Source organism: Pelagimonas sp. KU-00592-HH (genome assembly GCF_040369695.1).
Lineage (GTDB): Bacteria > Pseudomonadota > Alphaproteobacteria > Rhodobacterales > Rhodobacteraceae > Shimia.
Map to the genome: position 1 here is coordinate 1,350,138 of NZ_BAABWM010000001.1, position 22,238 is coordinate 1,372,375.

25 protein-coding genes and 1 riboswitch are annotated in these 22,238 nt (G+C 61.7%); of the genes, 17 read left to right on the forward strand and 8 right to left on the reverse strand.

Going from position 1 to position 22,238, the window contains the following annotated elements; genetic code table 11:
- The first annotated feature begins 33 nt into the window (after nt 1–33).
- On the forward strand, nt 34–843 hold the full coding sequence (locus tag ABWV42_RS06585) for a division plane positioning ATPase MipZ (RefSeq protein WP_353339395.1): 810 nt from the start codon (nt 34–36) through the stop codon (nt 841–843).
- On the opposite strand, the gene ABWV42_RS06590 is transcribed toward ABWV42_RS06585, so the two are convergent.
- From ABWV42_RS06590 to ABWV42_RS06605, 4 genes are all read right to left on the reverse strand, one after another.
- Nucleotides 844–1,707: a DMT family transporter gene (locus ABWV42_RS06590; RefSeq protein ID WP_353339396.1), complete on the reverse strand. Its 864-nt coding sequence runs from the start codon at nt 1,705–1,707 to the stop codon at nt 844–846.
- Complete coding sequence (locus tag ABWV42_RS06595) at nt 1,704–3,164, reverse strand: pyridoxal phosphate-dependent decarboxylase family protein (RefSeq protein WP_353339398.1); 1,461 nt, start codon at nt 3,162–3,164, stop codon at nt 1,704–1,706. The genes ABWV42_RS06590 and ABWV42_RS06595 overlap by 4 nt, the downstream gene beginning before the upstream one ends.
- An 83-nt stretch (nt 3,165–3,247) precedes the next feature.
- Entirely contained in the window at nt 3,248–4,477 is a 1,230-nt protein-coding gene (locus ABWV42_RS06600) for an adenylate/guanylate cyclase domain-containing protein (RefSeq protein ID WP_353339400.1), read from the reverse strand.
- A 6-nt stretch (nt 4,478–4,483) separates the two neighbouring features.
- Nucleotides 4,484–4,921: a MarR family transcriptional regulator gene (locus ABWV42_RS06605; RefSeq protein WP_353339401.1), complete on the reverse strand. Its 438-nt coding sequence runs from the start codon at nt 4,919–4,921 to the stop codon at nt 4,484–4,486.
- Nucleotides 4,922–4,998: 77 nt separating this feature from the next.
- On the opposite strand from ABWV42_RS06605, the gene hmgA reads away from it, so the two are divergent.
- From hmgA to ABWV42_RS06675, 14 genes are all read left to right on the forward strand, one after another.
- Nucleotides 4,999–6,360, forward strand: coding sequence for a homogentisate 1,2-dioxygenase (gene hmgA, locus ABWV42_RS06610; protein ID WP_500154569.1), 1,362 nt, complete (start codon nt 4,999–5,001; stop codon nt 6,358–6,360).
- A 13-nt stretch (nt 6,361–6,373) separates the two neighbouring features.
- Complete coding sequence (gene fahA / locus ABWV42_RS06615) at nt 6,374–7,633, forward strand: fumarylacetoacetase (RefSeq protein WP_353339402.1); 1,260 nt, start codon at nt 6,374–6,376, stop codon at nt 7,631–7,633.
- 11 nt (nt 7,634–7,644) lie between these two features.
- Entirely contained in the window at nt 7,645–8,595 is a 951-nt protein-coding gene (locus ABWV42_RS06620) for an MBL fold metallo-hydrolase (protein WP_255107761.1), read from the forward strand.
- Nucleotides 8,596–8,729: 134 nt separating this feature from the next.
- The gene (locus ABWV42_RS06625; protein ID WP_255107762.1) at nt 8,730–10,352 is read left to right on the forward strand and encodes an FAD-dependent oxidoreductase; all 1,623 of its coding nucleotides are present in this window, start codon (nt 8,730–8,732) and stop codon (nt 10,350–10,352) included.
- A gap of 5 nt (nt 10,353–10,357) precedes the next feature.
- A complete protein-coding gene (locus tag ABWV42_RS06630; protein WP_255107763.1) occupies nt 10,358–10,558 on the forward strand; it encodes a DUF2783 domain-containing protein in 201 nt (66 codons plus the stop codon).
- 6 nt (nt 10,559–10,564) lie between these two features.
- Nucleotides 10,565–11,110 carry a VOC family protein gene (locus tag ABWV42_RS06635; RefSeq protein ID WP_255107766.1) on the forward strand — a complete coding sequence of 182 codons (546 nt, stop codon included), beginning with the start codon at nt 10,565–10,567 and terminating at the stop codon, nt 11,108–11,110.
- Between the two features lie 81 nt (nt 11,111–11,191).
- Nucleotides 11,192–11,830 (forward strand): maleylacetoacetate isomerase, encoded by a 639-nt coding sequence (maiA, locus tag ABWV42_RS06640; RefSeq protein ID WP_353339405.1) that lies wholly within the window; start codon nt 11,192–11,194, stop codon nt 11,828–11,830.
- A 211-nt stretch (nt 11,831–12,041) separates the two neighbouring features.
- Nucleotides 12,042–13,244: a 3-oxoadipyl-CoA thiolase gene (gene pcaF, locus ABWV42_RS06645; protein ID WP_353339407.1), complete on the forward strand. Its 1,203-nt coding sequence runs from the start codon at nt 12,042–12,044 to the stop codon at nt 13,242–13,244.
- A gap of 17 nt (nt 13,245–13,261) precedes the next feature.
- Nucleotides 13,262–14,254, forward strand: coding sequence for a 1,2-phenylacetyl-CoA epoxidase subunit PaaA (paaA, locus tag ABWV42_RS06650; RefSeq protein ID WP_353339409.1), 993 nt, complete (start codon nt 13,262–13,264; stop codon nt 14,252–14,254).
- A 21-nt stretch (nt 14,255–14,275) separates the two neighbouring features.
- Nucleotides 14,276–14,560, forward strand: coding sequence for a 1,2-phenylacetyl-CoA epoxidase subunit PaaB (paaB, locus tag ABWV42_RS06655; protein WP_093095465.1), 285 nt, complete (start codon nt 14,276–14,278; stop codon nt 14,558–14,560).
- Nucleotides 14,560–15,324, forward strand: a complete 765-nt coding sequence (gene paaC / locus ABWV42_RS06660; protein ID WP_255107775.1) for a 1,2-phenylacetyl-CoA epoxidase subunit PaaC — start codon at nt 14,560–14,562, stop codon at nt 15,322–15,324. Before paaB ends, paaC begins: the two co-directional genes overlap by 1 nt.
- A gap of 48 nt (nt 15,325–15,372) precedes the next feature.
- On the forward strand, nt 15,373–15,834 hold the full coding sequence (gene paaD, locus ABWV42_RS06665; RefSeq protein WP_255107777.1) for a 1,2-phenylacetyl-CoA epoxidase subunit PaaD: 462 nt from the start codon (nt 15,373–15,375) through the stop codon (nt 15,832–15,834).
- Nucleotides 15,835–15,846: 12 nt separating this feature from the next.
- Nucleotides 15,847–16,923: a 2Fe-2S iron-sulfur cluster-binding protein gene (locus ABWV42_RS06670; protein ID WP_353339411.1), complete on the forward strand. Its 1,077-nt coding sequence runs from the start codon at nt 15,847–15,849 to the stop codon at nt 16,921–16,923.
- A 13-nt stretch (nt 16,924–16,936) separates the two neighbouring features.
- Entirely contained in the window at nt 16,937–17,695 is a 759-nt protein-coding gene (locus tag ABWV42_RS06675) for a Phenylacetic acid catabolic protein (protein ID WP_353339412.1), read from the forward strand.
- Between the two features lie 34 nt (nt 17,696–17,729).
- Here the strand turns inward: ABWV42_RS06675 and ABWV42_RS06680 are convergent, their stop codons facing one another.
- On the reverse strand, nt 17,730–18,230 hold the full coding sequence (locus ABWV42_RS06680) for a MarR family winged helix-turn-helix transcriptional regulator (RefSeq protein WP_353339414.1): 501 nt from the start codon (nt 18,228–18,230) through the stop codon (nt 17,730–17,732).
- 78 nt (nt 18,231–18,308) lie between these two features.
- Here ABWV42_RS06680 and ABWV42_RS06685 point away from each other — a divergent pair, with 78 nt between their 5' ends.
- Nucleotides 18,309–18,782 (forward strand): PACE efflux transporter, encoded by a 474-nt coding sequence (locus ABWV42_RS06685; RefSeq protein ID WP_255107789.1) that lies wholly within the window; start codon nt 18,309–18,311, stop codon nt 18,780–18,782.
- A 1-nt stretch (nt 18,783) separates the two neighbouring features.
- On the opposite strand, the gene bluB is transcribed toward ABWV42_RS06685, so the two are convergent.
- Nucleotides 18,784–19,557, reverse strand: a complete 774-nt coding sequence (gene bluB, locus ABWV42_RS06690) for a 5,6-dimethylbenzimidazole synthase (RefSeq protein ID WP_353339416.1) — start codon at nt 19,555–19,557, stop codon at nt 18,784–18,786.
- A 42-nt stretch (nt 19,558–19,599) separates the two neighbouring features.
- A riboswitch (cobalamin riboswitch) is annotated at nt 19,600–19,793 on the reverse strand.
- Nucleotides 19,794–19,921: 128 nt separating this feature from the next.
- On the reverse strand, nt 19,922–20,380 hold the full coding sequence (locus ABWV42_RS06695; protein WP_255107793.1) for an Lrp/AsnC family transcriptional regulator: 459 nt from the start codon (nt 20,378–20,380) through the stop codon (nt 19,922–19,924).
- Nucleotides 20,381–20,527: 147 nt separating this feature from the next.
- Here ABWV42_RS06695 and ABWV42_RS06700 point away from each other — a divergent pair, with 147 nt between their 5' ends.
- Nucleotides 20,528–21,577, forward strand: a complete 1,050-nt coding sequence (locus ABWV42_RS06700) for a Glu/Leu/Phe/Val family dehydrogenase (RefSeq protein ID WP_502930952.1) — start codon at nt 20,528–20,530, stop codon at nt 21,575–21,577.
- A 62-nt stretch (nt 21,578–21,639) separates the two neighbouring features.
- Here ABWV42_RS06700 and ABWV42_RS06705 read toward each other — a convergent pair whose 3' ends face one another.
- Nucleotides 21,640–22,236 (reverse strand): TetR/AcrR family transcriptional regulator, encoded by a 597-nt coding sequence (locus ABWV42_RS06705; protein ID WP_255107798.1) that lies wholly within the window; start codon nt 22,234–22,236, stop codon nt 21,640–21,642.
- Nucleotides 22,237–22,238: the final 2 nt, after the last annotated feature.

Here is a 22,238-nt window from a genome sequence, read left to right on the forward strand (position 1 = left end):
AATAGATCTGTAGGGTGAGCGGGGACCGAAGACATGGCACATATCATCGTTGTCGGGAACGAAAAGGGCGGTGCGGGCAAATCCACCGTATCAATGCACATCGCAACCGCGCTCTCGCGCATGGGCCACAAGGTCGGTGCGCTTGATCTCGACCTGCGCCAGCAAAGCTTTGGCCGCTATGCCAACAACCGCAAGGCCTTCATGGCCGAGGCCAACCTCGACCTGCCCGGCCCCGATTTTCACCAGCTGCCCGAGATCGACCCAGAGAGCCTGCAACCCGGCGAGAACATCTATGACCAGCGCCTGTCGCTGGCCGTGGCCACACTCGAGCCCGATTGCGATTTCATCCTGATCGACTGCCCCGGCTCCCACACCCGCCTCAGCCAGGTCGCCCACTCGCTGGCCGACACGCTGGTCACCCCCCTGAACGACAGCTTCGTCGATTTCGACCTGCTCGCCCATATCGACGCCAATGGCGAAAAGATCCTCGGGCCTTCCGTCTATTCCGAGATGGTCTGGAACGCGCGCCAACTGCGGGCACAGGCCGGTCTCAAGCCGATTGACTGGGTGGTCCTGCGCAACCGCATGGGCGCGCAGCAGATGGTCAACAAGGAAAAGATGGGCAAGGCGCTGGAAAACCTCGCCAAGCGCATCGGCTTCCGCGTCGCCCCCGGCTTTCATGAGCGCGTGATCTTCCGCGAACTCTTCCCGCGTGGCCTCACACTGCTTGACCTGCGCGACATTGGTGTCAAACAGCTCAACATCTCCAACGTCGCCGCCCGTCAGGAGTTGCGCGACCTGATGAAATCCCTGGAACTGCCCGACGTCGAGATCGACTTCTGATCAGGCGCCCTTGCGGCGCATCAGAACCACCGCGTTCGACACCGCCAGCGCCCCGATCACGACAGCGCCTCCAATCAGCGCCCAGACGCCGGGATCTTCCCCCAGGACGAACCACACCAGAAGCGGTGCCAGTACCGATTCCAGCAGGATCAACAGCGCCACTTCGGCCGAGGTGATGTATCGCGGCCCCAAGGCCAGGAACGTCGCACTGCCGACGATAAAGGCACCGTGCAGGGCCACGATCCAAATCTGTTCGCGTGGAACGTCCGTCACATCGACCCAGAACATCAGGCAGACCGCGCTGCCGACATAGGCCAGAGGAATCGCCGGCACCATCGACACCTGCCGCACCCGCCGCGCCGCCGTCAGGCCGGCTGCGAAACTCGCCGCCACCAGCATGGCGACGAAATCACCAAGCAACGAGGCATTCTCGGTCTCGCCCGATCCATAGGCGATCACCGCCAAACCCGCGATCACGGCCGCGATGGTCATCATCATCCGCGGGCTGATCCGTTCATGCAGGAAAATCCGGCTGAAGATCGCAGCGAAAATCGGCATGGCGGCAATGATGAACACCGCATTCGCAACGCTTGTCAGGCTAATCGCCAGTACGAACAGCACCCCACTGACGGCCAGCGTCACAACATAGACCGCGCCGTGCCAGCCGGTGCCAAGAACCGCCCGAAACGGCTGCGTGCCCTGCAACATCAGCACGCCAAGAAAGATACCCAAGCCGGAAATCATGTTGCGCCAGAAGGCAATCACCAGCGGCTCGGCCTCGATGATCCGCACAAAAAGCGAATCCGGCACCACCAGCAGCGCACCCAGCGTCGTGATCAAAAGCCCCTTGGCCTGCGGGCTCACACCTCGATCTCCCCGGCAATCCGGCGCACCGCCGCCAGCAGGATATCCATGTCCTCCTGCCGCGTCCGGTGATTGGTGATATTCACCCGGATCGCGATCCGCCCCCCAAGCTTGGTGGTCGAGGGAACGGCAATCCCGTCTTCCTGCAACCGGATCACGATTTCCTCGTTCAACCAGTCGAGCTTTTCCGGCGCAACACCATCACGCACCACGCGGAAACAGCAGATGTTCAAGGCCACGGGTGCCATCAACTCAACATCGTTACCCGCCGCGACCAGCGACCCGAGATAGGCCGCCTGCGCACAATTGCGCGCCACCATCGCGCCCAGCGTGTCGGTGCCATGTTCGGCAATCTGCGCCCAAACCTTCAACGCCAGAAACCCGCGCGACAACTCGGGCCCGTACTCCACCGGCCAGGGATTGCCCGCAGCCAACCCGCGCTCGGCCCCTTTGAGGTAATCCGGCCGCTCCGAAAAGGTGCGCCGATGCGCGTCTTCGGACCGCACCAGAACAAGCCCCGCGCTATAGGTCACATGCATCCACTTGTGGAAATCCAGCGCCAGCGAATCCGCCCGGTCCAGCCCCTTCAACTTGGGGCGCACCGCATCGCTCAGCATCCCCATCGCGCCAAAGGCCCCGTCCACGTGCAGCCAAAGGTCCTCCTCGGCCGCCATATCCGCCAGCGCATCAAGATCATCAATCGCACCGACATTCACCGCCCCCGCCGTGCCGATCACCGCGAAAGGCCGCAAACCCGCCGCGCGATCCCGCGCAATCGCCGCCCGCAGCGCGGCAAGATCCACCCGAAAATCCCCGTCCGTCGGAATTTTCCGCAGCGCATCCGACCCCAACCCGAGAATATCAAACGCCCGCGCCACACAGGAATGGGTCTGTTCAGAGGTATAGCCAACAAGCTGCGCGCCTTCGACACCGGCGGTGCGGCTCTGCCAGTCCAGCGCCCGGTCCCGCGCCGCCTTGAGGGCCACCACCGTCGCCACCGACGTGCCCGAAACGATCAGGCCGCTGGCCCCTTCGGGAAATCCAAACATCTCGCGACACCAGGCCACCACCTGTTTCTCGACATAGATCGCCCCGTGATCGCGCCCGCCAAGGTTGGCATTCATCGCCGATGCGGCAATCTCGGCCACCACGCTGCCCGGTGTGCCGCTGCCATGCACCCAACCGAAAAACCGCGGATGGGTATTGCCCACGCCATAAGGCAATAGCGCTTCAAGCCGGTCTTTCACGGCCTCCCCGCCAAGCCCTTCGCGCGGCACGGGCATCGCATAGGCCGCCTTGTCCTCCTCGGGAAAAGGTGTCCAGACCCGTCCCGCTTCAGCACCCTGCATCCTGTCCATTGCAGCATCCAGCATCGCATGGGCACGGGCACGAAACGCCTCCCAGTCTTCAGGGTCCAGCCCACCGGCTGCAAGGGGTCTGTCGGGCTCGGCCACCATCTGCGTTCCTCTTTGACGTTGGGGTACTCCCGCATCAGTGCGCGGATCGCAGGCAAAGGTAAAGGCCAATCAAGCGGATTGGATCAGTCCAGTTTCTCTTCGATCGAGAAAAGCACCTTCGGCTCGGAAACACCGCGCAGCCAATGTTCGCCAAGGGGGATGAACTCGTGATCGACATCGCCCGCCGCTGCGCGCACCTCGGCAGAGATCACGATCGGGTGGCCCAGCGCCGCATTCAATGTCCCCATCCGCGCCGCCGTGTTCACGGTCGATCCGATCACCGTAAAGTCGAGGCGCGTATCAGCACCGATATTGCCATAGAGAATTTCACCGGCATGCAGCGCCATCGTATACCCCGTTGCCGGTTCGCCCGCCGCCATGCGACGTTCGTTTGCTTCGCTCATCTCGCGCCGCAGCCGATCCGCCGTGCGAAGCGCCGCACGCGCCGCCTCGCCGATGTCATCCTGCCCAAACATGGCCAGCATCCCGTCGCCCATGAACTTCAGGACATTGCCCCCTTCCGACCGCACCGCATCCACCGCAAGCCCGAAATAGTCGTTCAGCATGGCAACCGTCTGCCGCCCCGTCGACCGCTCGGTCAATGCAGTAAAGGCCGCGAGGTCAAAGAACAGGATCACGGCGTTGACCGCCTCGACACTGCCGCGCCGGATTTCTCCCGACAGCACGCGCCGTCCTGCATCCCGCCCAAGGTAGACCTGCAACAGGGTCTTTGCCGTCTGCCGGTTCGCTGCCGATTTCAGCGCCAGCGCCAGTTCCTGAACCGTGTTGCGCAGCACATCCAGATCGGATTCCGAGAACCCCTGCGGGCCGTCTGACGTCCAGGAGATCATCACCCCTTCCGGCATGTTGTTCGGCGTCAGCTTCTCAGGCATCTCCTCGCGGCCAAAGCTAATCGCCATCGTGAGGTAATCCGTCGCCCCTTCCTGCTGCAAACCACGCACAACCGGAAACCGACTGACGCACCCCGGCTCGGTCAGCCTTTCGCGCAATTCATCAATACCAGAGGTCAGCACCTCGTAGAACGGGCTTTCGTGCCATTCCGGCGGCGGCGTTTCCATGTAGGGGTATTGCTCATCCGTCACGCCCCCTTCAGGGCGCCAGGTGAAGCCGATCCCGCCAAACTTGGGATGAAAGGACCGGTGCGCCACCTGCACACGCATGATCGGCACGCCCAGCGCGACGACCTTTGCACAGTACCCTTCCAGAAGCTCGGCTTGCCCCGCCCCTTCCAGCCCCATTTGTACCAGCCAGCGCGCCAGTTCGCGCGCTTCGATGGATCGCCGTTTTGCCATGTAATCCTATTCCAGTTCACCCAGCCGCCTGAGCATCTTACGCAGAAGGCGCACTTCTTCGTCGGTGAATTTTGCACATAATCGTGCATCGTATTCGCGTGCGACCTCACTTAAGTCTTCATAGGCGGCCCTACCAGAGGGGGTCAGGATCAAATTTTCTTGTCTTCGGTCGTTCTCGGACCGCTCCCGCGCCACGAATCGCTTTTCGACAAGTTTCTGCACCGCGCGGCTGATCTTGGTTTTATGAATCTTGGCGCGATCCACGATTTCGGTCGCCGTCATCTGCCCGAAACTGCCAAGATGGAACAGCACCCGCCATTCGGTACGCAACATTCCGTATTTATTCTTGTATAGTTGGGTGAATGCGAGGCTGCTCTCTTCCGCCGCCTGGTTCAGCAAGTACGGCAGAAAGACCCCAAGATCGAAATCATCATTTTTTGACATTTTGCGCGTCCTCCTGCTTGTTAGTTACAAAAACAACTATTACCAAAGCAACCAAATTCGAAACAGGAGCGCGCGAAATGACCAAACATACTGTTCCGACCCGAATGCAGATGGCCCCCTCGATGGCCGGCCCGCACGAAGGTTACATGCCCGGCTTTGGCAACGACTACGAAACCGAGGCCCTGCCGGGAGCCCTGCCGCAAGGCATGAACTCTCCGCAGAAATGCAACTACGGCCTTTACGGCGAACAGCTCTCGGGCACGGCCTTCACCGCCCCTGCTCACCAGAACGAACGCACCTGGTGCTACCGCATCCGTCCGAGCGTCAAGCACTCGCATCGCTATACCAAGATCGACGTGCCGCACTGGAAGTCGGCGCCCAATGTCGATCCTGACGTGACCAGCCTCGGCCAGTACCGCTGGGATGCGGTTCCCCACTCGGAACAGCCGCTGAACTGGATCACCGGCATGCGCACCATGACCACCGCCGGCGACGTCAACACCCAGGTCGGCATGGCCAGCCACGTCTACCTGGTGAACACCTCGATGGAGGATGACTATTTCTTCTCCGCCGACAGCGAACTGCTCGTGGTGCCGCAAGAAGGTGTTCTGCGCTTCTCGACCGAACTCGGCATCATTGATCTCGAGCCCAAGGAAATCGCCATCATCCCGCGCGGCTTGCTCTATCGTGTCGAAGTGCTCAAAGGTCCGGCGCGCGGCTTCGTCTGCGAAAACTATGGCCAGAAGTTCGAATTGCCCGGCCGCGGCCCGATCGGGGCCAACTGCATGGCGAACCCCCGCGATTTCAAGGCACCCGTCGCAGCCTTCGAGGACCGCGAAGTGCCCTCGACCGTCACCGTCAAATGGTGTGGCCAGTTTCACAAGACCGAGATCGGCCAGTCGCCGCTCGACGTGGTGGCATGGCACGGCAACTACGCGCCGGTGAAATACGACCTGCGCACCTACTGCCCGGTTGGCGCGATCCTCTTTGATCACCCCGATCCCTCGATCTTCACCGTCCTGACCGCCCCCTCGGGCCAGCCCGGCACCGCCAACATCGACTTCGTGCTGTTCCGCGAACGCTGGATGGTGATGGAAGACACCTTCCGCCCACCGTGGTACCACAAGAACATCATGTCCGAGCTGATGGGTAACATCTATGGCGAGTATGACGCAAAACCGCAGGGCTTCGTGCCGGGTGGCGTGTCGCTGCACAACATGATGCTGCCACACGGGCCCGACAAAGAAGCCTTTGAAAAGGCGTCCAACGCCAACCTCGGCCCGGACAAGCTGGACAACACAATGTCCTTCATGTTCGAAACACGCTTCCCGCAGCACCTCACCGCCTTCGCCGCGAACGAGGCTCCGCTGCAAGACGACTACATCGATTGCTGGGCCGATATCGAAAAGAAATTCGACGGCACTCCGGGCAAGAAATAAGGAACAACAACCTATGCCTCTGATGAAAAGCTGGGTGGCTTCGGCCAACGACGCCAACCACCCCTTCCCGCTGAACAACCTGCCCTACGGTGTTTTCTCGACCGCCGGCACCGAGGAACGCTGTGGCGTTGCCATCGGTGACATGATCCTCGACATGGCCGCGGCTGAAGAAGCGGGCCTTGTCTCGATCTCCGAGATCCCGGTCTTCGACGCGCCCTATTGGAACGATCTGATGGACATGGGTCAGGACGCCTGGTCCGAACTGCGCGCCCGCGTAACCGAAATCCTCGCCGAAGGCAGCGCCGATCAGGCCACCGCCGAGGCCTTCCTTGTGCCGATGGCCGATGCCACCCTGCATATGCCCATCGCTGTCAGCGAATACACCGACTTCTACGCCGGTCGTCAGCACGCAGCCAACATGGGCGCGATCCTGCGTGGCTCGCCCGATCTGCCCGCCAACTGGCTGCACATCCCGATCGGCTACAACGGCCGCGCATCCTCGGTGGTGATCTCCGGCACCGACATCCACCGCCCCAACGGCCAGCGCAAGGCCCCCGACGCCGAAATGCCAAGCTTCGGCCCCTCCATGCGCCTCGACATCGAGCTGGAAATGGGCGCCATCGTCGGCACCGCCTCGGACTTCGGCCAGCCGATCACCGTGGATCAGGCCGACGACATGATCTTCGGCTATGTCCTGCTGAACGACTGGTCGGCCCGTGACATCCAAGGCTGGGAATACCAGCCGCTCGGGCCGTTCCAGGGCAAGGCCTTCGGCACCTCGATCTCTCCTTGGATCGTGACCGCCGCCGCACTGGAAGAATTCCGCGCCCCGACCCCGGAGCGTGAAAAGGAACTGCTGCCCTACCTCGACGGCAGCAAGGACGGCCTCTACGACATCGACCTCGAAGTGCTCATGCAGCCCGAGGGGGCCGAAAAAGCCTCGATTGTCGCCAAAACCAACTACAACCGCATGTACTATTCGGCGGCGGAACAACTGTGTCACCACGCCATCGGCGGTTGTGGCATGAACGTCGGTGACCTTCTGGGCTCGGGCACGATTTCCGGCCCGAACAAGGGCGAATACGGCTCGCTGATGGAAGTCAGCTGGGCAGGTCGCGAACCCTTCACCCTCGACACCGGCGAAACCCGCACCTTCATCGAAGACGGCGATACCCTCACCCTGCGCGGCAACGCACGCGGCGACGGTTACACCATCGGCTTCGGCGACTGCACCGGCAAAATCCTGCCCTCCGTGGCATGGCCCGCAAAATAAGGAAGACCCCAATGGCAAAAGCATTCGCGTCCCAAGGGGACATGACCGAAAAGAAAATCACCTTTGATGAGATCGGCGAGGGCCTCTACGCCTTCACCGCCGAGGGCGACCCGAACTCGGGCGTCATCATCGGGGACGACAGCGTAATGATCGTCGAGGCACAGGCCACCCCGCGCCTGGCCAACAAAGTCATCGAATGCGTGCGTTCGGTCACCGACAAACCGATCACCCACGTTGTCCTGACCCACTACCACGCCGTGCGCGTGCTTGGCGCCTCGGCCTTCAACGCCCAACAGGTGATCATGTCCAACGCGGCCTACAACATGGTTCTGGAACGCGGTCAGGAAGACTGGGACAGCGAATTCCAACGCTTCCCGCGCCTGTTCGAAGGCCACGAGTCGATCCCCGGCCTGACCTTCCCGACCACCACCTTCTCGGACGAGATGACCGTGTTCCTTGGCAAGCGCCGCGTGAACATCAAACAGATCGGCCGCGCCCACACCGCAGGTGACGCCATCATCCACGTGCCGGACCAGAACGTCATGTTCACCGGTGACATCGTCGAGGATCACTCGGCCTGCTATTGCGGCGACGGCCACTTCGCCGACTGGGGCCAGACCCTCGACAACATCAAGGCCTATGACGTCGACGCCATCGCACCGGGCCGTGGCGGCGCACTGGTTGGCAAAGAGGCTGTGGAACGCGCCATCGAAAGCACCCGCGACTTTGTTCAAAGCACCTACCTGCCGGCCGCCCGCGTGGCCGCGCGCGGTGGCTCGCTCAAGGAAGCATGGGACGCGGTGCGCGCCGAGTGCGACCCGAAGTTCGCCGACTACGCGATCTACGAACACTGCCTGCCGTTCAACGTGGCCCGCGCCTATGACGAAGCCCGCGGCATCGCGCATCCCCGTATCTGGACCGCCCAGCGCGATCTGGAAATGTGGGAAGCCCTGCAAGGCTAAACTGCTCTGATCCCCTTGTGCGCCTTGTTTCAGATCAGCGCACAAGGGCCAGAACACAATAAAATAGACTGCAATGGCGCCACTCGAGGCAGTGGTTTCGATACGTGCGCCCGAATTTTGGAGGAGATGAACCCATGTTTGACGACCGGTATACGCTCGCTTACAAGCGCTACCCCTACAAGAAATCCCCCGATCAGGACGCAAGCACCCCCGTGCGCCATCCCGTTGTTGTGATGGGCGGCGGCCCGATCGGCATCGCAACCGCGCTGGATCTTGGACTTCAGGGCATCCCGACACTGGTCCTTGATGACCACGAAGGCGTCGGCATGGGCTCCCGCGCCATCTGCTTCGCCAAACGCTGTCTCGAAGTCGCCGACCGCTACGGCTGCGGCGAACCGATGCTCGACAAGGGCGTCGTCTGGAACGTGGGCAAGGTCTTCCACAAGGACGACCAGGTTTTCGAATTCAACCTGCTGCCGGAAGAAGGCCACAAGTACCCCGCCTTCATCAACCTGCAACAGCCCTACTACGAGAGCTTCCAGCTCGACCGCTTCGAAGAGCTTCAGGCCCAGGGCGCCCCGATCGAGGTGCGCGGCAAGAACCGCATCGACAACGTCGAGGTCAAGGACGACCACGTTGTCCTCACCATCATGACCCCCGACGGCGAATACACCATCGAAGCCGACTGGCTGATCGGCTGCGACGGCGCGTCCTCGCCCCTGCGCGAAATGCTGGGCTATGACTTCACCGGCAAGGTTTTCCAGGACAGCTTCCTGATCGCCGACATCAAGATGAAGGGCGATGTCGACTTCCCGACCGAGCGCTGGTTCTGGTTTGAACCCTCGCACGGTGAAGGCGCCTCGATGCTGCTGCACCGCCAGCCCGACGATGTCTGGCGCGTCGACTTCCAGATCGGCTGGGACGTGGACCGCAAGGAAGAGATGAAAGAGGAAAACATCCGCCGTCGCCTCGACGCCTTCCTCGGCGGTGTCGAATACGACATGGTCTGGTCCTCGATCTACACCTTCCAGTGCAAGCGCATGGAACAGTTCCGCCACGGTCGTGTCTTCTTTGCCGGCGACGCCGCCCACCAGGTCTCGCCCTTCGGTGCGCGTGGTGCCAACTCCGGTATGCAGGACGTCGACAACCTCGGCTGGAAACTCGGCCTCGTGATGGCGGGCAAAGCCCCCGAAAGCCTTCTGGACACCTACAACTATGAACGTATCCACGGCGCGGACGAGAACATCCTGAACTCGACCCGCTCGACCGACTTCATCACCCCCAAGTCGAACATGTCGACCCTGCTGCGGGATTCGGTTCTGGCCCTGTCGGAGCATTATGAATTCGCCCGCCCGATGGTGAACTCGGGTCGCCTTTCGGTGCCCTGCACCTATGACGGCTCGCCGCTCAACTCGGCTGACGCGCTTGACGGTCCGGCCCGCACCCGGCCCGGTTCGCCCTGCCCCGACGCGCCGCTTGGCGATGACTTCCTGCTCTCCAAGCTGGGCAACGAATTCATCCTGCTGACCATCGACACCGACGCCCCCGAGGAATTCGAGGAAGACGGCATCACCGTCAAACGCCTGGCCCTGTCGACACATGACGACCCGACCATGCTGCTCAAGGAACGCTATCTCGGCGACGCGCCCTCGGCCGTCTACCTGATCCGCCCTGACCAGCACGTGGCCGCACGCCGCGCCACCTTTGACGAAAACCAAATTCGCGCAGCCGTACGCCGCGCAACCGGCAAGGAGTAACCCCCATGTCCGATCTGATCCTTACCCCAAACATCAATGGCGTTGACGATTTCTACGCCGAACTGATCGCCACCCACGAAGGCCTCTCCGACGAGGACAGCCACGCGCTCAACGCGCGCCTGGTTCTGGTGATGGCAAACCACATTGGAGACCGCGCGACCCTGTCTCAGGCGCTGGCTGCCGCCGCGCTCAAATCGGAGGAGTGACCCGAAATGAAAATCGAAAAAATCCACCACGTGGCCTATCGCTGCAAGGACGCGAAAGAGACCGTGGAATGGTACGGCAAGATGCTGAATATGGATTTCATCCTCGCCATCGCCGAGGACCATGTTCCGTCGACCCACGAACCCGATCCCTATATGCACCTCTTCCTCGATGCGGGTGACGGCAACGTTCTGGCCTTCTTCGAACTGCCAACCAAGCCGGAAATGGGCCGCGATCCGAACACCCCGATCTGGGTGCAGCACATCGCCTTCAAGGTGAAGGACCGCGCCACCCTGATCGAGTTCAAGGAACATCTCGAAGCCAATGGCGTCGAAGTGCTGGGCGTGACCGATCACTCCATCTTCCACTCGATCTACTTCTTCGATCCCAATGGCCACCGCGTCGAGCTGGCCTGCCCGGATCCGGAAGAAGAAGCCATGCTCAAGCGCATGGACGAAGTGAAATGGGACATGCTGAACGAATGGTCCGTGACCAAGAAAGCGCCCAAGCACGCAGACTGGCTGCACGCCAAGGAACTGAACAAAGACGTTTAACATCGCAATTGAATTGCGTTAAGATGTTAACAACCGGCCTCCCGGGGCCGGTTGTTCTTTATCAGACTGGACCAAAGATACATGACCGACACGATCCTCTACGACTACTGGCGCTCTTCCGCGAGCTACCGGGTGCGCATCGCGCTCAACTTGGCGGGGATCGACTACAAGGCCGTGTCGGTTGATCTGGTCGCAGGCACCCACAAATCGCCCGAGCATATCGCGCGCAACCCGCAGGGCCTCGTCCCCGTGCTCGAGATTGACGGCCACCGTTTCACCCAGTCACTGGCCATCCTTGACTACCTGAACGACACCCGGACCCTCGGTTTGCTACCCGCCGATCCCGCCGCCGCCGCCAAGGTGCGTGCGTTGGCGCACTCCGTCGCCGTTGACGTGCATCCGGTCTGCAACCTCGGGGTTGTCGGCCACGTCTCCCGCCTCCTGCCGGACCAGCCCGACGCCAAGGTTGACTGGATGAAACACTTCATCACACCGGGCCTGGCCGCCTTTGAGGCCCTTCTGGCCGACTTCGATCAATCCCCCTTCTGCTGCGGCGACACCCCGTCGCTTGCCGACGTCTGCCTGATGCCACAGCTCTACAATGCGCGCCGCTGGGGCGCAGACTTCAGCGAATGCACCCGAATTCAGGCCGTCGAACAGGCCTGCGCCGACCATCCGGCCTTTGCCGCCGCCTATCCGGATCAGGTCAAACCGGCCTGAACCATCCCCAATCACAATCCCAAAGCCGCGCCTCTGCGCGGCTTTTTCTTTTCGCGTCAGCCACATACCCGCGCCCACCCCAATACGTTACAGAATTTTCCATTACTGATTGCTTTGTGTAATGTTTTTCTTGCCTCGAATCATTTTCTTGATTAGACCGACCATGCGGTCGATTATTCACCGACGATGAACAGGACAAAGGCAAACACCCATGGACGCATTCATCTGCGACGCAACCCGCACCCCGATCGGACGCTACGGCGGCGCCCTTTCTTCCGTACGTGCGGATGACCTCGCAGCAGCCCCCATCGCTGCTCTGGTCGCGCGCAATCCCCAGGTCGACTGGGCGAGCATTGACGACGTGATCTACGGCTCGGCCAACCAGGCCGGTGAAGACAACCGCAACGTGGCCCGCATGGCCGCCCTGCTTGCCGGTCTGCCCATCGACGTGCCCGGCACCACCGTGAACCGCCTCTGTGCCTCTGGTATGGACGCTGTCGGCATGGCCGCACGTGGCATCAAGGCCGGTGACTATGACATGGCCATCGCAGGCGGTGTCGAAAGCATGAGCCGCGCGCCTTTCGTGATGCCCAAGGCCACCAGCGCCTTCACCCGCGCCAACGCAGTTTATGACACCACCATCGGCTGGCGCTTCGTGAACAAGAAGATGCACGAGATGTACGGCACCGACTCGATGCCGCAGACCGCCGACAACGTCGCCGCGGACTACAACATCAGCCGCGAAGATCAGGACAAGTTCGCCGCCACCAGCCAGGCCCGTTGGGCCGCGGCGCAAGAGGCCGGCCTGTTCGCCGACGAAATCACCCCCGTCTCCGTGCCCCAGCGCAAAGGTGATCCGGTCATCGTCGACACCGACGAACATCCCCGCCCCGGCACCACTGCCGAAAAACTCTCCGGTCTGCGCGGCGTGAACGGCCCCGACCTCTCGGTCACCGCAGGCAATGCCTCGGGCGTGAACGACGGTGCCGCTGCCATCCTGCTCGCCAGCGAAGCCGCAGCCGCCAAGAACGGTCTCAAGCCGATGGCCCGCGTTGTGGGCATGTCCGCCGCCGGGGTTGCCCCCCGCGTCATGGGCATCGGCCCCGTTCCGGCCTCGCAAAAGGTTCTGGCGCGTGCAGGTCTCACCATCGACCAGATGGATGTGATAGAGTTGAACGAAGCATTTGCCTCCCAGGGCCTCGCAACCCTGCGCGAACTGGGTGTGGCAGATGACGCCCCGCACGTGAACGCCAATGGCGGCGCAATCGCGATGGGTCACCCGCTCGGCATGTCCGGCGCGCGTCTCGTCCTGACCGCCGCCTACCAACTACAGCGCACCGGCGGCCGCTACGCACTCTGCACCATGTGCGTCGGCGTCGGCCAGGGCGCAGCCATTATTCTCGAACGCGTCTGAGCTAGAGGAGAGCCAAGATGTATGCACAGATGATCAAGACCGCCCGCTCCGGTGTCAAAACCCGCGAGGAAATGACCGATCAGGAACGGGAATTCCAGGACAAGATCGACAACGATATCAAGATCGAACCGCGCGACTGGATGCCTGACGATTACCGCCGCACGCTGATCCGCCAGATCGGCCAGCACGCCCACTCCGAGGTTGTCGGCCAGCTGCCCGAAGGCAACTGGATCACCCGCGCCCCGACGCTCGAGCGCAAGGCAATCCTGCTCGCCAAGGTTCAGGACGAAGCCGGCCACGGCCTCTACCTCTACTCGGCTGCCGAAACCCTCGGCGAAAGCCGCGATGAACTGGTGCGCCTCCTGCACGAAGGCCGCATGAAGTATTCGTCGATCTTCAACTACCCCACCCTGAACTGGGCCGACATCGGTGCTGTCGGCTGGCTGGTGGATGGCGCCGCCATCGTGAACCAGGTCGCCCTCCAGCGCACCTCCTACGGCCCCTACTCGCGCGCGATGATCCGCATCTGCAAGGAAGAAAGCTTCCACGCGCGTCAGGGCTACCACGCCATCATGAAAATGGCCTTCGGCACGCCTGAACAGAAGAAACAGGCCCAGGACGCGGTCAACCGCCTCTGGTTCCCGGCCATCATGATGTTCGGCCCCACTGACGCGGACTCGACCAACTCGGACCAGTCGATGGCCTGGAAGATCAAGGTCAAGTCGAACGATGAACTGCGCCAGCAATTTGTCGACCAGACAGTACCGCAGATCGAATACCTCGGTCTCGACCTGCCCGATCCGAACATCAAGTGGAACGAGGAACGCGGCCACTATGATTTCTCGGACCCGAACTGGGATGAATTCTTCAACGTTATCAAGGGCAACGGCCCCTGCAACGTGGACCGCATGAAAGATCGCGTGAACGCATGGGAAGACGGGCAATGGGTCCGCGACGGCCTTCTGGCCCACGCCCGCAAAAAAGCCGCTGCCAAGGTCGCAGCCGAATAATTTCTCTGGAGGAGATCAGAAATGAAAAACGAATGGCCCCTGTGGGAAATCTTCATCCGCGGTCAGCACGGCATGAGCCACCGCCACGTCGGCTCGCTGCACGCCCCTGACGCCGACATGGCAATCAAGAACGCCCGCGACGTCTACACCCGCCGCAACGAAGGCGTGTCGATCTGGGTTGTCGAAGCCAAGCACATCTCTGCCACCGCGCCGGGCGAAAAAGGCCCGCTGTTCGAACCCTCGGAGTCCAAGGTCTACCGTCACCCGACCTTCTTCGACATCCCCGAAGAAGTGGGGCACATGTAATGGCTGTCGATAAAGATAAACTGCTGCAGTTCCTGCTGCGTCAGGGCGACAACACCCTGATCCTCGGCCACCGCGTGTCGGAATGGTGCGGCCACTCGCCGATCCTCGAAGAGGACATCGCGCTGGCCAACACCGCGCTTGACCTGATCGGCCAGACCCAGATGTGGCTCGGCTATGCCGCCGAAGTACAGGGCGAAGGCAAATCGGCCGACGATCTCGCCTTCCTGCGCGACGCATGGGATTTCCGCAACGTGCTTCTGACCGAACTGCCCAACGGTGACTTCGGCCAGACCCTGCTGCGCCAGTTCCTGTTCGATGCCTTCCAGTCGGTTCTGATGGGCCGCCTGATGAAGTCCTCGGATGAAACGGTTGCCGCCATTGCCGCCAAGGCCTCGAAAGAGGTGGCCTACCACGTCGAGCGGTCCGCCGACACCGTGGTTGGTCTGGGCGACGGCACCGAGGAAAGCCACAACCGCATGCAGGCGGCGCTGGAATACCTCTGGCCCTATGTCGGCGAGATGTTCGAAAGCGACGACATCGATGCGGCCATGGCCGAAGCGGGTATCGCCCCCGATCCGGCAGGCCTGCGCGAGGAATACGACGCGCTGGTTGGCAAGGTTCTGACCGAAGCCACGCTGGACATCCCGGCGGCCAAATACGCCCACAAGGGCGGCCGCACCGGCTACATGCACACCGAACACCTCGGTCACCTGCTGGCCACGATGCAGTGGCTGCAACGCGCCTATCCGGGCTGCGAATGGTGATGCGATAGGGGCCTTGCCCGCCAAGGCCCCACCCCAAGGAGCAAGGACATGACCCAGCCAAGTGTGAAACAGGTCTGGGAATGGTTGGAGACCATCCCCGACCCCGAGATTCCGGTGATTACCCTCGTCGATCTCGGCATCATCCGGAACGTGGAATTCCACGGCGAAACCTGCGTGGTTTCTGTCACCCCCACCTATTCCGGGTGCCCGGCCACCTCGATGATCAACATGGACATCGAAACCAAGCTGCGGGATTGCGGCCTCGACAAGATCGAGCTGAAACAGCAGCTGGCCCCCGCATGGACCACCGACTGGATGTCCGACAAGGCGCGCGCCGCTCTGGAAAAATACGGGATCGCCCCGCCGCAACCGGCGGGCGGCCCCCAACGCTGCCCCCACTGTGGTGGCAACCATCTCGAAAAGCTGAGCCAGTTCGGCTCGACCCCGTGCAAGGCACAATGGCGCTGCCAGGACTGTCTTGAGCCTTTTGAATATTTCAAGTGCATCTGAGGGAGGAGCCCCATGGCACGTTTCCACGATCTGGAAGTCACCGACATCCACAAAACCATCCGCGACGCAGTCGTCGTGACCCTGAAACCCGTCAACGGTGCAGCCGAGGAATTCGACTTCACCCAGGGCCAGTACCTGACCTTCCGCCAGGACTTTGACGGCGAAGAGCTGCGCCGCTCCTATTCGATCTGCGCCGGCAAGGACGAAGGCATCCTGCAAGTTGGCATCAAACGTGTTGACGGCGGCACCTTCTCGACCTGGGCCAACGAAGACCTCAAGGTCGGCGACACGGTTCAGGCCATGCCCCCGATGGGCGGCTTCTTCACCGCGCTGGATGCAGCGAACGAAAAGAACTACCTCGGCTTTGCCGGCGGGTCGGGCATCACCCCGGTGCTGTCGATCCTCAAGACCACGCTCGCCCAAGAGCCCAACTCGACCTTCACGCTGGTCTACGCCAACAAGGGCGTGAACACGATCATGTTCCGTGAAGAGCTTGAAGACCTGAAGAACACCTTCATGGGCCGCTTCAACGTCATCCACGTGCTTGAATCGGACGCACAGGAAATCGACCTCTTCACCGGCCTCGTCACCGAAGAGAAATGCGCCCAACTGTTCAACACTGGCTGGATCGACATCCAGTCCGTCGACACCGCCTTCATCTGTGGCCCCGAGCCGATGATGCTTGGAATCGCCGCCGCCCTGCGCACCGCAGGTCTCGACGACAGCCAGATCAAGTTCGAACTCTTTGCCTCCTCGCAACCCGGCCGCGCCAAGCGCAAGGCCGTGTCCAAGGACGCCGCATCGGGTGCCAACCAGGCCAGCGCGTCGATCACGCTGGACGGCTCGACCCAGACCATCGACATGCCCAAGGATCTCACCATCCTCGACGCAGCCCTCGAGAACAAGATGGACGCCCCCTACGCCTGCAAGGCCGGCGTTTGCTCGACCTGCCGCTGCCGCGTGATCGAGGGCGAGGTCGACATGGTCGCCAACCACGCGCTCGAAGATTACGAGGTCGAGAAGGGCTATGTCCTCTCGTGCCAGGCCTACCCCGTCACCGACAACGTCGTTGTCGACTTCGACCAGTAAGGGAGGAACCATCATGGCCGAAGATATAAGCATCGAAAGCTACCTCGCCCAGGGCGGCGTGCTGACCAACCCCTCGAACGTGCCCTCGCGCTACCGCGCCGAACTGATGAAGCTGATGGCCACCTTCGTGGACAGCGAACTGGCCGGTGCGGCAGGCTTTGCCGACATCATCAACCAGGGCCCCGGCATCAAGGAGCGCATCGCCGCTGCCAAGATCGTTCTGGAAAAAACCGACAACGCCGACCGCGTCCTCAAGATCATGGGCGAATTCGGCGCCAACGAGGACAAATATGCCAACCACCACCCGTGGACGGCCCGTCTCGACCGCGACGCCGACATCGGCACCTCGCGCAGCGAACAGGACATGCGCCTGGCCGTGTTCAACTATCCGCTGGATGGCTGGGCCGATGCGGTTGTCATGAACCTTCTGATGGGCCGCGCCGTGGCCGTGCAGATGGCCGAGTTCTCGATGGTGTCCTACCAGCCCCTCGCCGAGGCCTTCCGCGCCATCGCGCCGATCGAAGCCCGCCACGCCGAACTGGCCGAAGAGGGCGTCACCAAGCTCCTGGAAACCGCCGACAAGGCCGCGCTTCAGGCTTCTGTCGATTACTGGTGGCCCCGCGTCGCCGCCTCCTTTGGCTCGGCAAGCTCGGAGAAAGCGGAGACCCTCAAGGCCATGGGCCTGCGCAAGACAGCCAACGCCGATCTCAAGGCCCGCTGGGAAGCCGAAACCAGGGCAATCCTGGACAACCTCGGCCTCACCGCAGGCTGACAGATCAACGCCCCCGCTGTGCCGGGGGCGTTTTTCAATCCTCTTCCAGCTTGCCAACCGTGCGCAACAGCACCTTGCCCAGTTGCGCAATCTGCTGCTCGGACAAAGACGTGCCCAGCAACCGGCGGTCATCCTCGGCCACCGCGCGCATGGCCTCTTCCGCCCTTACCTCGCCCGCCCGTGTCAGACACACGAAACGGCTGCGTTGGTCATCCGGGTTGTCCTCGCGCCGCACGCAACCTTCGGCCTCAAGCTGCTTGAGAACCTTGGTCATCCCGCCCGACGTGACCAGAACCGCGCGGTAAAGCTCGGTCGGCGTCATCCGCCGTGGCTCGGGCTGGGCGCGCAATGTCACCAGCGCCTCGAAGGCCGATTGCGACAGGCCGAACTCGGCCAGCACCCGGCTTGAACTCTCGATCACCAGATCATTCAGACGAAACACCGACAGCATCACGGCGGTCTCCGGCGTATCCATCTCGGGCCAGTTCTCGCGGATCTGCCCAAGGATTTCGGAAATTGTCAGCTTGTCGGCCATGCCACCCCATCATGTATCTTGCCAGAAAGATACATTATCTCTATATGGAATGAAATACCTTTCCGGAAAGATACATCCATGCGCACCGTCAAAGATCGCATCCGTCACACCCTCCTGTTCGAAGGCATTGCCCTTGCGCTGGTCTCGGTCTTCGGTGCCTGGATCACCGGCCATTCGATGCAGGCCATCGGCGGCCTGTCGATCATGTTCAGCCTCTATGCCATGGCGTGGAACTTTGTCTTCAACCTGCTGTTCGACCTCTGGGACCGCCGCTACCGCAACATGGCCCCGCGCGGCCCGCTCCTGCGCGCCGCCCATGCCTGCCTGTTCGAAATCGGCGTTCTCATCCCCGGCCTGTTCCTCACCGTCTGGTGGCTCAAGATCACCTTTGTCGAAGCCTTCATCCTCGACCTCGGCTTCTCAGCGTTCTTCCTGGTCTATGCCTATGTCTACAACTGGGCTTACGACGTGATCTTCCCGGTCCGGACCGTGCAGACCGTGCGCTGCGGCACGCCGATGATGGCCCAGAAAGAAGGCCAGCCCGAACACTGACCTACCCCGGCACGAACCGCCCGTCATAGCCACTGTCTTCCAGCCGTGTCTGATCTTCGCCCAACTGGCGGATCAGGCGGCGGGCATAGTCGTCATCCGCGCCGGCGCCAAAGCCGTCAAAGTTCACCAACTCGCCCACCGGCAACCGCTTGCGCCATCCGGTCTTCTGCAACTCCGGCTTCTCGTGAAAATGCGAGACATAGCCAAGGCAGATATAGGCCACAGGTGTCACGTTCTCCGGCAGGCCAAGTACCTCGGCCAGTTCCTCGTGCCGCAGGATACTGACCCACCCGAAACCCACCCCTTCCGAGCGCGCCGCAAGCCACATGTTCTGAACCGCACAGACACTGCTATAAAGGTCCATCTCCGGCTGGTGCGTCCGGCCAAGAACAACCGGCCCCGCGCGATCCTTGTCACAGGTCACGCAGATATTGACCGGAGACTCCATGATCCCCTCGAGCTTGAGGTTGCGATAGGTGTCCTTGCGCGCGCCCTCGAACATCTCGGCCGCCTCGTCATGCGCCTTGCGGAACAACCCATGCACCTTGGCCTTCACCTCCTGCCCCCGCACGAGAACAAAGTTCCACGGCTGCATGAAACCAACCGACGGCGCGTAATGCGACGCCAGCAGGATGCGGCTCAGAACGTCTTCGGGAATCTCGCGATCCAGAAACTGCCCGCGTACATCGCGCCGCGTGAAGATGGTTTTATAAAGCGCCTCGCGCTCGGTCCGGTCGAAACCGTGGGCCTCATCGGCCATGGCCTGTGTTTCCATATCATTCCCCTTGATGGAAACCACCGCCCCGCCGTCCACGCGGTTTGGTACGCTTTTCAGGCCGGTCTTCTGACTTCGGTTCGTCCCGCCCGTGCCCCTTCCCGGAATGCTCCAGTGGGCTTTGCACGATCGGTCCCCGTTACAGCGTTGGGCACGTGGCGGACTTGCACCGCCTTCCCGATTCTCCCCCTCACCAACCTTGTCGGCTCAGGGGCACCTGAAAATATGTGAGTGTCGGCAGGATTCCCGCCGGTGCAGGACTCTAGAATCCCGCCGGTTCCCGCGCAAGACTCATTTGCGGCCCATCCGGATTTCGCACCTCCGCGATACCGTCGGAATACCGACGTAATACCGACACCGGTTTTTAGCCCAATCCCGGCATCACCTCGCGCCGCACCATCGTGCGCAGGGCAAAGTTGGACCGCAGGTTTCGAATGCCCGGAACCTGCATCAACCGGTTCTCAAGAAACCAGTCAAACGCCGCCAGATCGGCCACCACGATCCGCAACAGGATGTCGCGCGATCCGGTCATCAGATGGCACTCCATCACCTCGTCGAAATCCTTGATCGCCTGCTCGAACGCGTCGATGCCGCCGCGTGCCTGCTGTTCAAGCTCAACCGACACGAACACCGTCACGGGCAGCCCGATCTTGGCCGCATCCACCTTGGCGGCATAGCCGGTGATCACCCCGTCTGCCTGTAGCTTTTCCAACCGCCTTGCACAGGGTGTCGGCGACAGGCCAACACTTTCGGCAAGGTCGGCAATCTTCATCCGACCGTCCCGCTGAAGCGCCTTTATGATTCTACGATCAATCGCATCCATGCCGATTTCCCCTAACACTCCCCCAATTATTAGACGAAACCTCTAACATTTCCAAGCTACACACCTGAATTTAGAGAAAACCACTCCCCTCTTCATGTCATTTTGGAGGTCACTTAACAGGAGGAGACACCCCTTATGACCACCCCGATGTCCATCACCCAGGTATTCGCACCAGGCCACGAAACCGTGCTGCGCGTCGAAGATTTTGCCAGCGGGCTGATCGGATTCATTGCCGTGCATTCCACCACCCTCGGCCCGGCCGCCGGTGGGCTTCGGATGCGCCCCTACGAGACCGAAGCGGACGCCATCGAGGACGTACTGCGCCTGTCGCGCGGCATGACCTACAAGAACGCCGCCGCCGGCCTGCCACTCGGGGGCGGCAAGGCTGTCATCATGGGCGATCCCAAACTCCTGAAAACCCCTGCCCTGCTGCACGCCTTCGCCCGCGCTATTAACACGCTTGAAGGCCGCTACTGGACCGCCGAAGACATGGGCATGACCCCGGCAGACATGGCCACCCTCGCCGAGGTCACCCAATACGTCGCCGGCCTCCCCAACGGAGAATTCGCCAGCGGCGATCCCTCTCCGATCACCGCGCGCGGCATCTTCCAGTCGATCCAGACCACGGCCCGCCACTGCTTTGGCGACGCGGACCTCACGGGCAAAACCGTTGCTGTTCAGGGCCTTGGCCATGTTGGCGCGCATCTCTGCGACATGCTGCACAACGCGGGTGCCAAACTGATCGTGGCCGACATCGATGAGGCTCGTGTTGCCAAGGCCGTCGCAACCTACAATGCCACCGCCGCCGATCCGGTGGGCATCCTCGGGGCCGAAGCAGACATTCTCGCGCCCTGCGCCATCGGCGCGATCCTGAACGAAGCCACCATCGCAAACCTCAAGGTTGCCGCGGTCTGTGGCGGTGCCAACAACCAACTGGCAACCGAAGACGACGGCGCGCGCCTTCATACGCGCGGTATCCTCTACGCGCCCGATTTCGTGGCCAATGCAGGTGGCATCATCAACGTCGCCACCGAGATCCTCTCGATCCAGGATCGCGCGGCATTTGTAGATGAAAAGCTCGCCACGCTCGACGAGACCCTGACCCAGATCCTGACCCGCGCGAAACAGCGCGACCGCAGCCCCAATGCCGTCGCCACCGAGATCGTCGACGAAAAACTGGCCCCAAAAGCGGCCTGAAACAGGAAAGCGCCGGACAGATATCTCTGCCCGGCGCTTTCGCATCTCAATTTACCCCAATATTACAGCCCCTTGAGGCCTCCGAGGGTCAGCTTGCAGACCAACTCGGCATAGTCTTCCCGCGCCTTGCTGCCAGCACCTGTATTCCACATGTAATACCAGTTCAGCATCCCGAAGACCGACATCGTCGTCGCCCGCAGCTTCTCGGCATCGCCTTCGAAAACCTCGGGCGCATTGGCCTGCACGATATCACGTACGAAAACCACCATGTCCCGCTGATACCCACGCAGCAGTTTCTGCTGATCCTCCGGCAGCGCCGACATGGAACCGATCTGAACCTGGTGCTCGTGATCCGCCCCCTGATAGGCTTGCAAGGTTTCCGAAACAGCAGCACACAATTGCTCACGCGGCGACATTCCCGAAATCTCGATCCCGCAAATCCGGTCTCGCAACTCACGCAGATAGGTCTCGAGAATGTCGAACAGCAAGGCATCCTTGCTGTCGTAATAGTGGTAGATGTTCGCCTTGGAGATCCCGCACTCACGCGCCAGCATCGCCATTGAGGCGCGATCGAACCCCTCGGTTGCAAATACCTTGGCGGCGTTCGTCAGGATCTGTTCGCGCTTCTGGTCGTGGTCTTTCGCGATCGTACGGGCCAAAA

Excerpts from the sequence above, each read along its gene's own strand:
- ABWV42_RS06685 (WP_255107789.1), top strand. The coding sequence starts at position 18,309 with ATGCGCACCGTCAAAGATCGCATCCGTCACACCCTCCTGTTCGAAGGC.
- fahA (WP_353339402.1), top strand. The coding sequence starts at position 6,374 with ATGCCTCTGATGAAAAGCTGGGTGGCTTCGGCCAACGACGCCAACCAC.
- ABWV42_RS06625 (WP_255107762.1), top strand. The coding sequence starts at position 8,730 with ATGTTTGACGACCGGTATACGCTCGCTTACAAGCGCTACCCCTACAAG.
- ABWV42_RS06620 (WP_255107761.1), top strand. The coding sequence starts at position 7,645 with ATGGCAAAAGCATTCGCGTCCCAAGGGGACATGACCGAAAAGAAAATC.
- paaD (WP_255107777.1), top strand. The coding sequence starts at position 15,373 with ATGACCCAGCCAAGTGTGAAACAGGTCTGGGAATGGTTGGAGACCATC.
- maiA (WP_353339405.1), top strand. The coding sequence starts at position 11,192 with ATGACCGACACGATCCTCTACGACTACTGGCGCTCTTCCGCGAGCTAC.
- ABWV42_RS06695 (WP_255107793.1), bottom strand. The coding sequence starts at position 20,380 with ATGGATGCGATTGATCGTAGAATCATAAAGGCGCTTCAGCGGGACGGT.
- paaC (WP_255107775.1), top strand. The coding sequence starts at position 14,560 with ATGGCTGTCGATAAAGATAAACTGCTGCAGTTCCTGCTGCGTCAGGGC.
- paaB (WP_093095465.1), top strand. The coding sequence starts at position 14,276 with ATGAAAAACGAATGGCCCCTGTGGGAAATCTTCATCCGCGGTCAGCAC.
- bluB (WP_353339416.1), bottom strand. The coding sequence starts at position 19,557 with ATGGAAACACAGGCCATGGCCGATGAGGCCCACGGTTTCGACCGGACC.
- hmgA (WP_500154569.1), top strand. The coding sequence starts at position 4,999 with ATGACCAAACATACTGTTCCGACCCGAATGCAGATGGCCCCCTCGATG.
- paaA (WP_353339409.1), top strand. The coding sequence starts at position 13,262 with ATGTATGCACAGATGATCAAGACCGCCCGCTCCGGTGTCAAAACCCGC.
- ABWV42_RS06675 (WP_353339412.1), top strand. The coding sequence starts at position 16,937 with ATGGCCGAAGATATAAGCATCGAAAGCTACCTCGCCCAGGGCGGCGTG.
- ABWV42_RS06700 (WP_502930952.1), top strand. The coding sequence starts at position 20,528 with ATGTCCATCACCCAGGTATTCGCACCAGGCCACGAAACCGTGCTGCGC.
- ABWV42_RS06605 (WP_353339401.1), bottom strand. The coding sequence starts at position 4,921 with ATGTCAAAAAATGATGATTTCGATCTTGGGGTCTTTCTGCCGTACTTG.
- ABWV42_RS06600 (WP_353339400.1), bottom strand. The coding sequence starts at position 4,477 with ATGGCAAAACGGCGATCCATCGAAGCGCGCGAACTGGCGCGCTGGCTG.
- ABWV42_RS06585 (WP_353339395.1), top strand. The coding sequence starts at position 34 with ATGGCACATATCATCGTTGTCGGGAACGAAAAGGGCGGTGCGGGCAAA.
- ABWV42_RS06630 (WP_255107763.1), top strand. The coding sequence starts at position 10,358 with ATGTCCGATCTGATCCTTACCCCAAACATCAATGGCGTTGACGATTTC.
- ABWV42_RS06595 (WP_353339398.1), bottom strand. The coding sequence starts at position 3,164 with ATGGTGGCCGAGCCCGACAGACCCCTTGCAGCCGGTGGGCTGGACCCT.
- ABWV42_RS06635 (WP_255107766.1), top strand. The coding sequence starts at position 10,565 with ATGAAAATCGAAAAAATCCACCACGTGGCCTATCGCTGCAAGGACGCG.
- ABWV42_RS06670 (WP_353339411.1), top strand. The coding sequence starts at position 15,847 with ATGGCACGTTTCCACGATCTGGAAGTCACCGACATCCACAAAACCATC.
- pcaF (WP_353339407.1), top strand. The coding sequence starts at position 12,042 with ATGGACGCATTCATCTGCGACGCAACCCGCACCCCGATCGGACGCTAC.
- ABWV42_RS06680 (WP_353339414.1), bottom strand. The coding sequence starts at position 18,230 with ATGGCCGACAAGCTGACAATTTCCGAAATCCTTGGGCAGATCCGCGAG.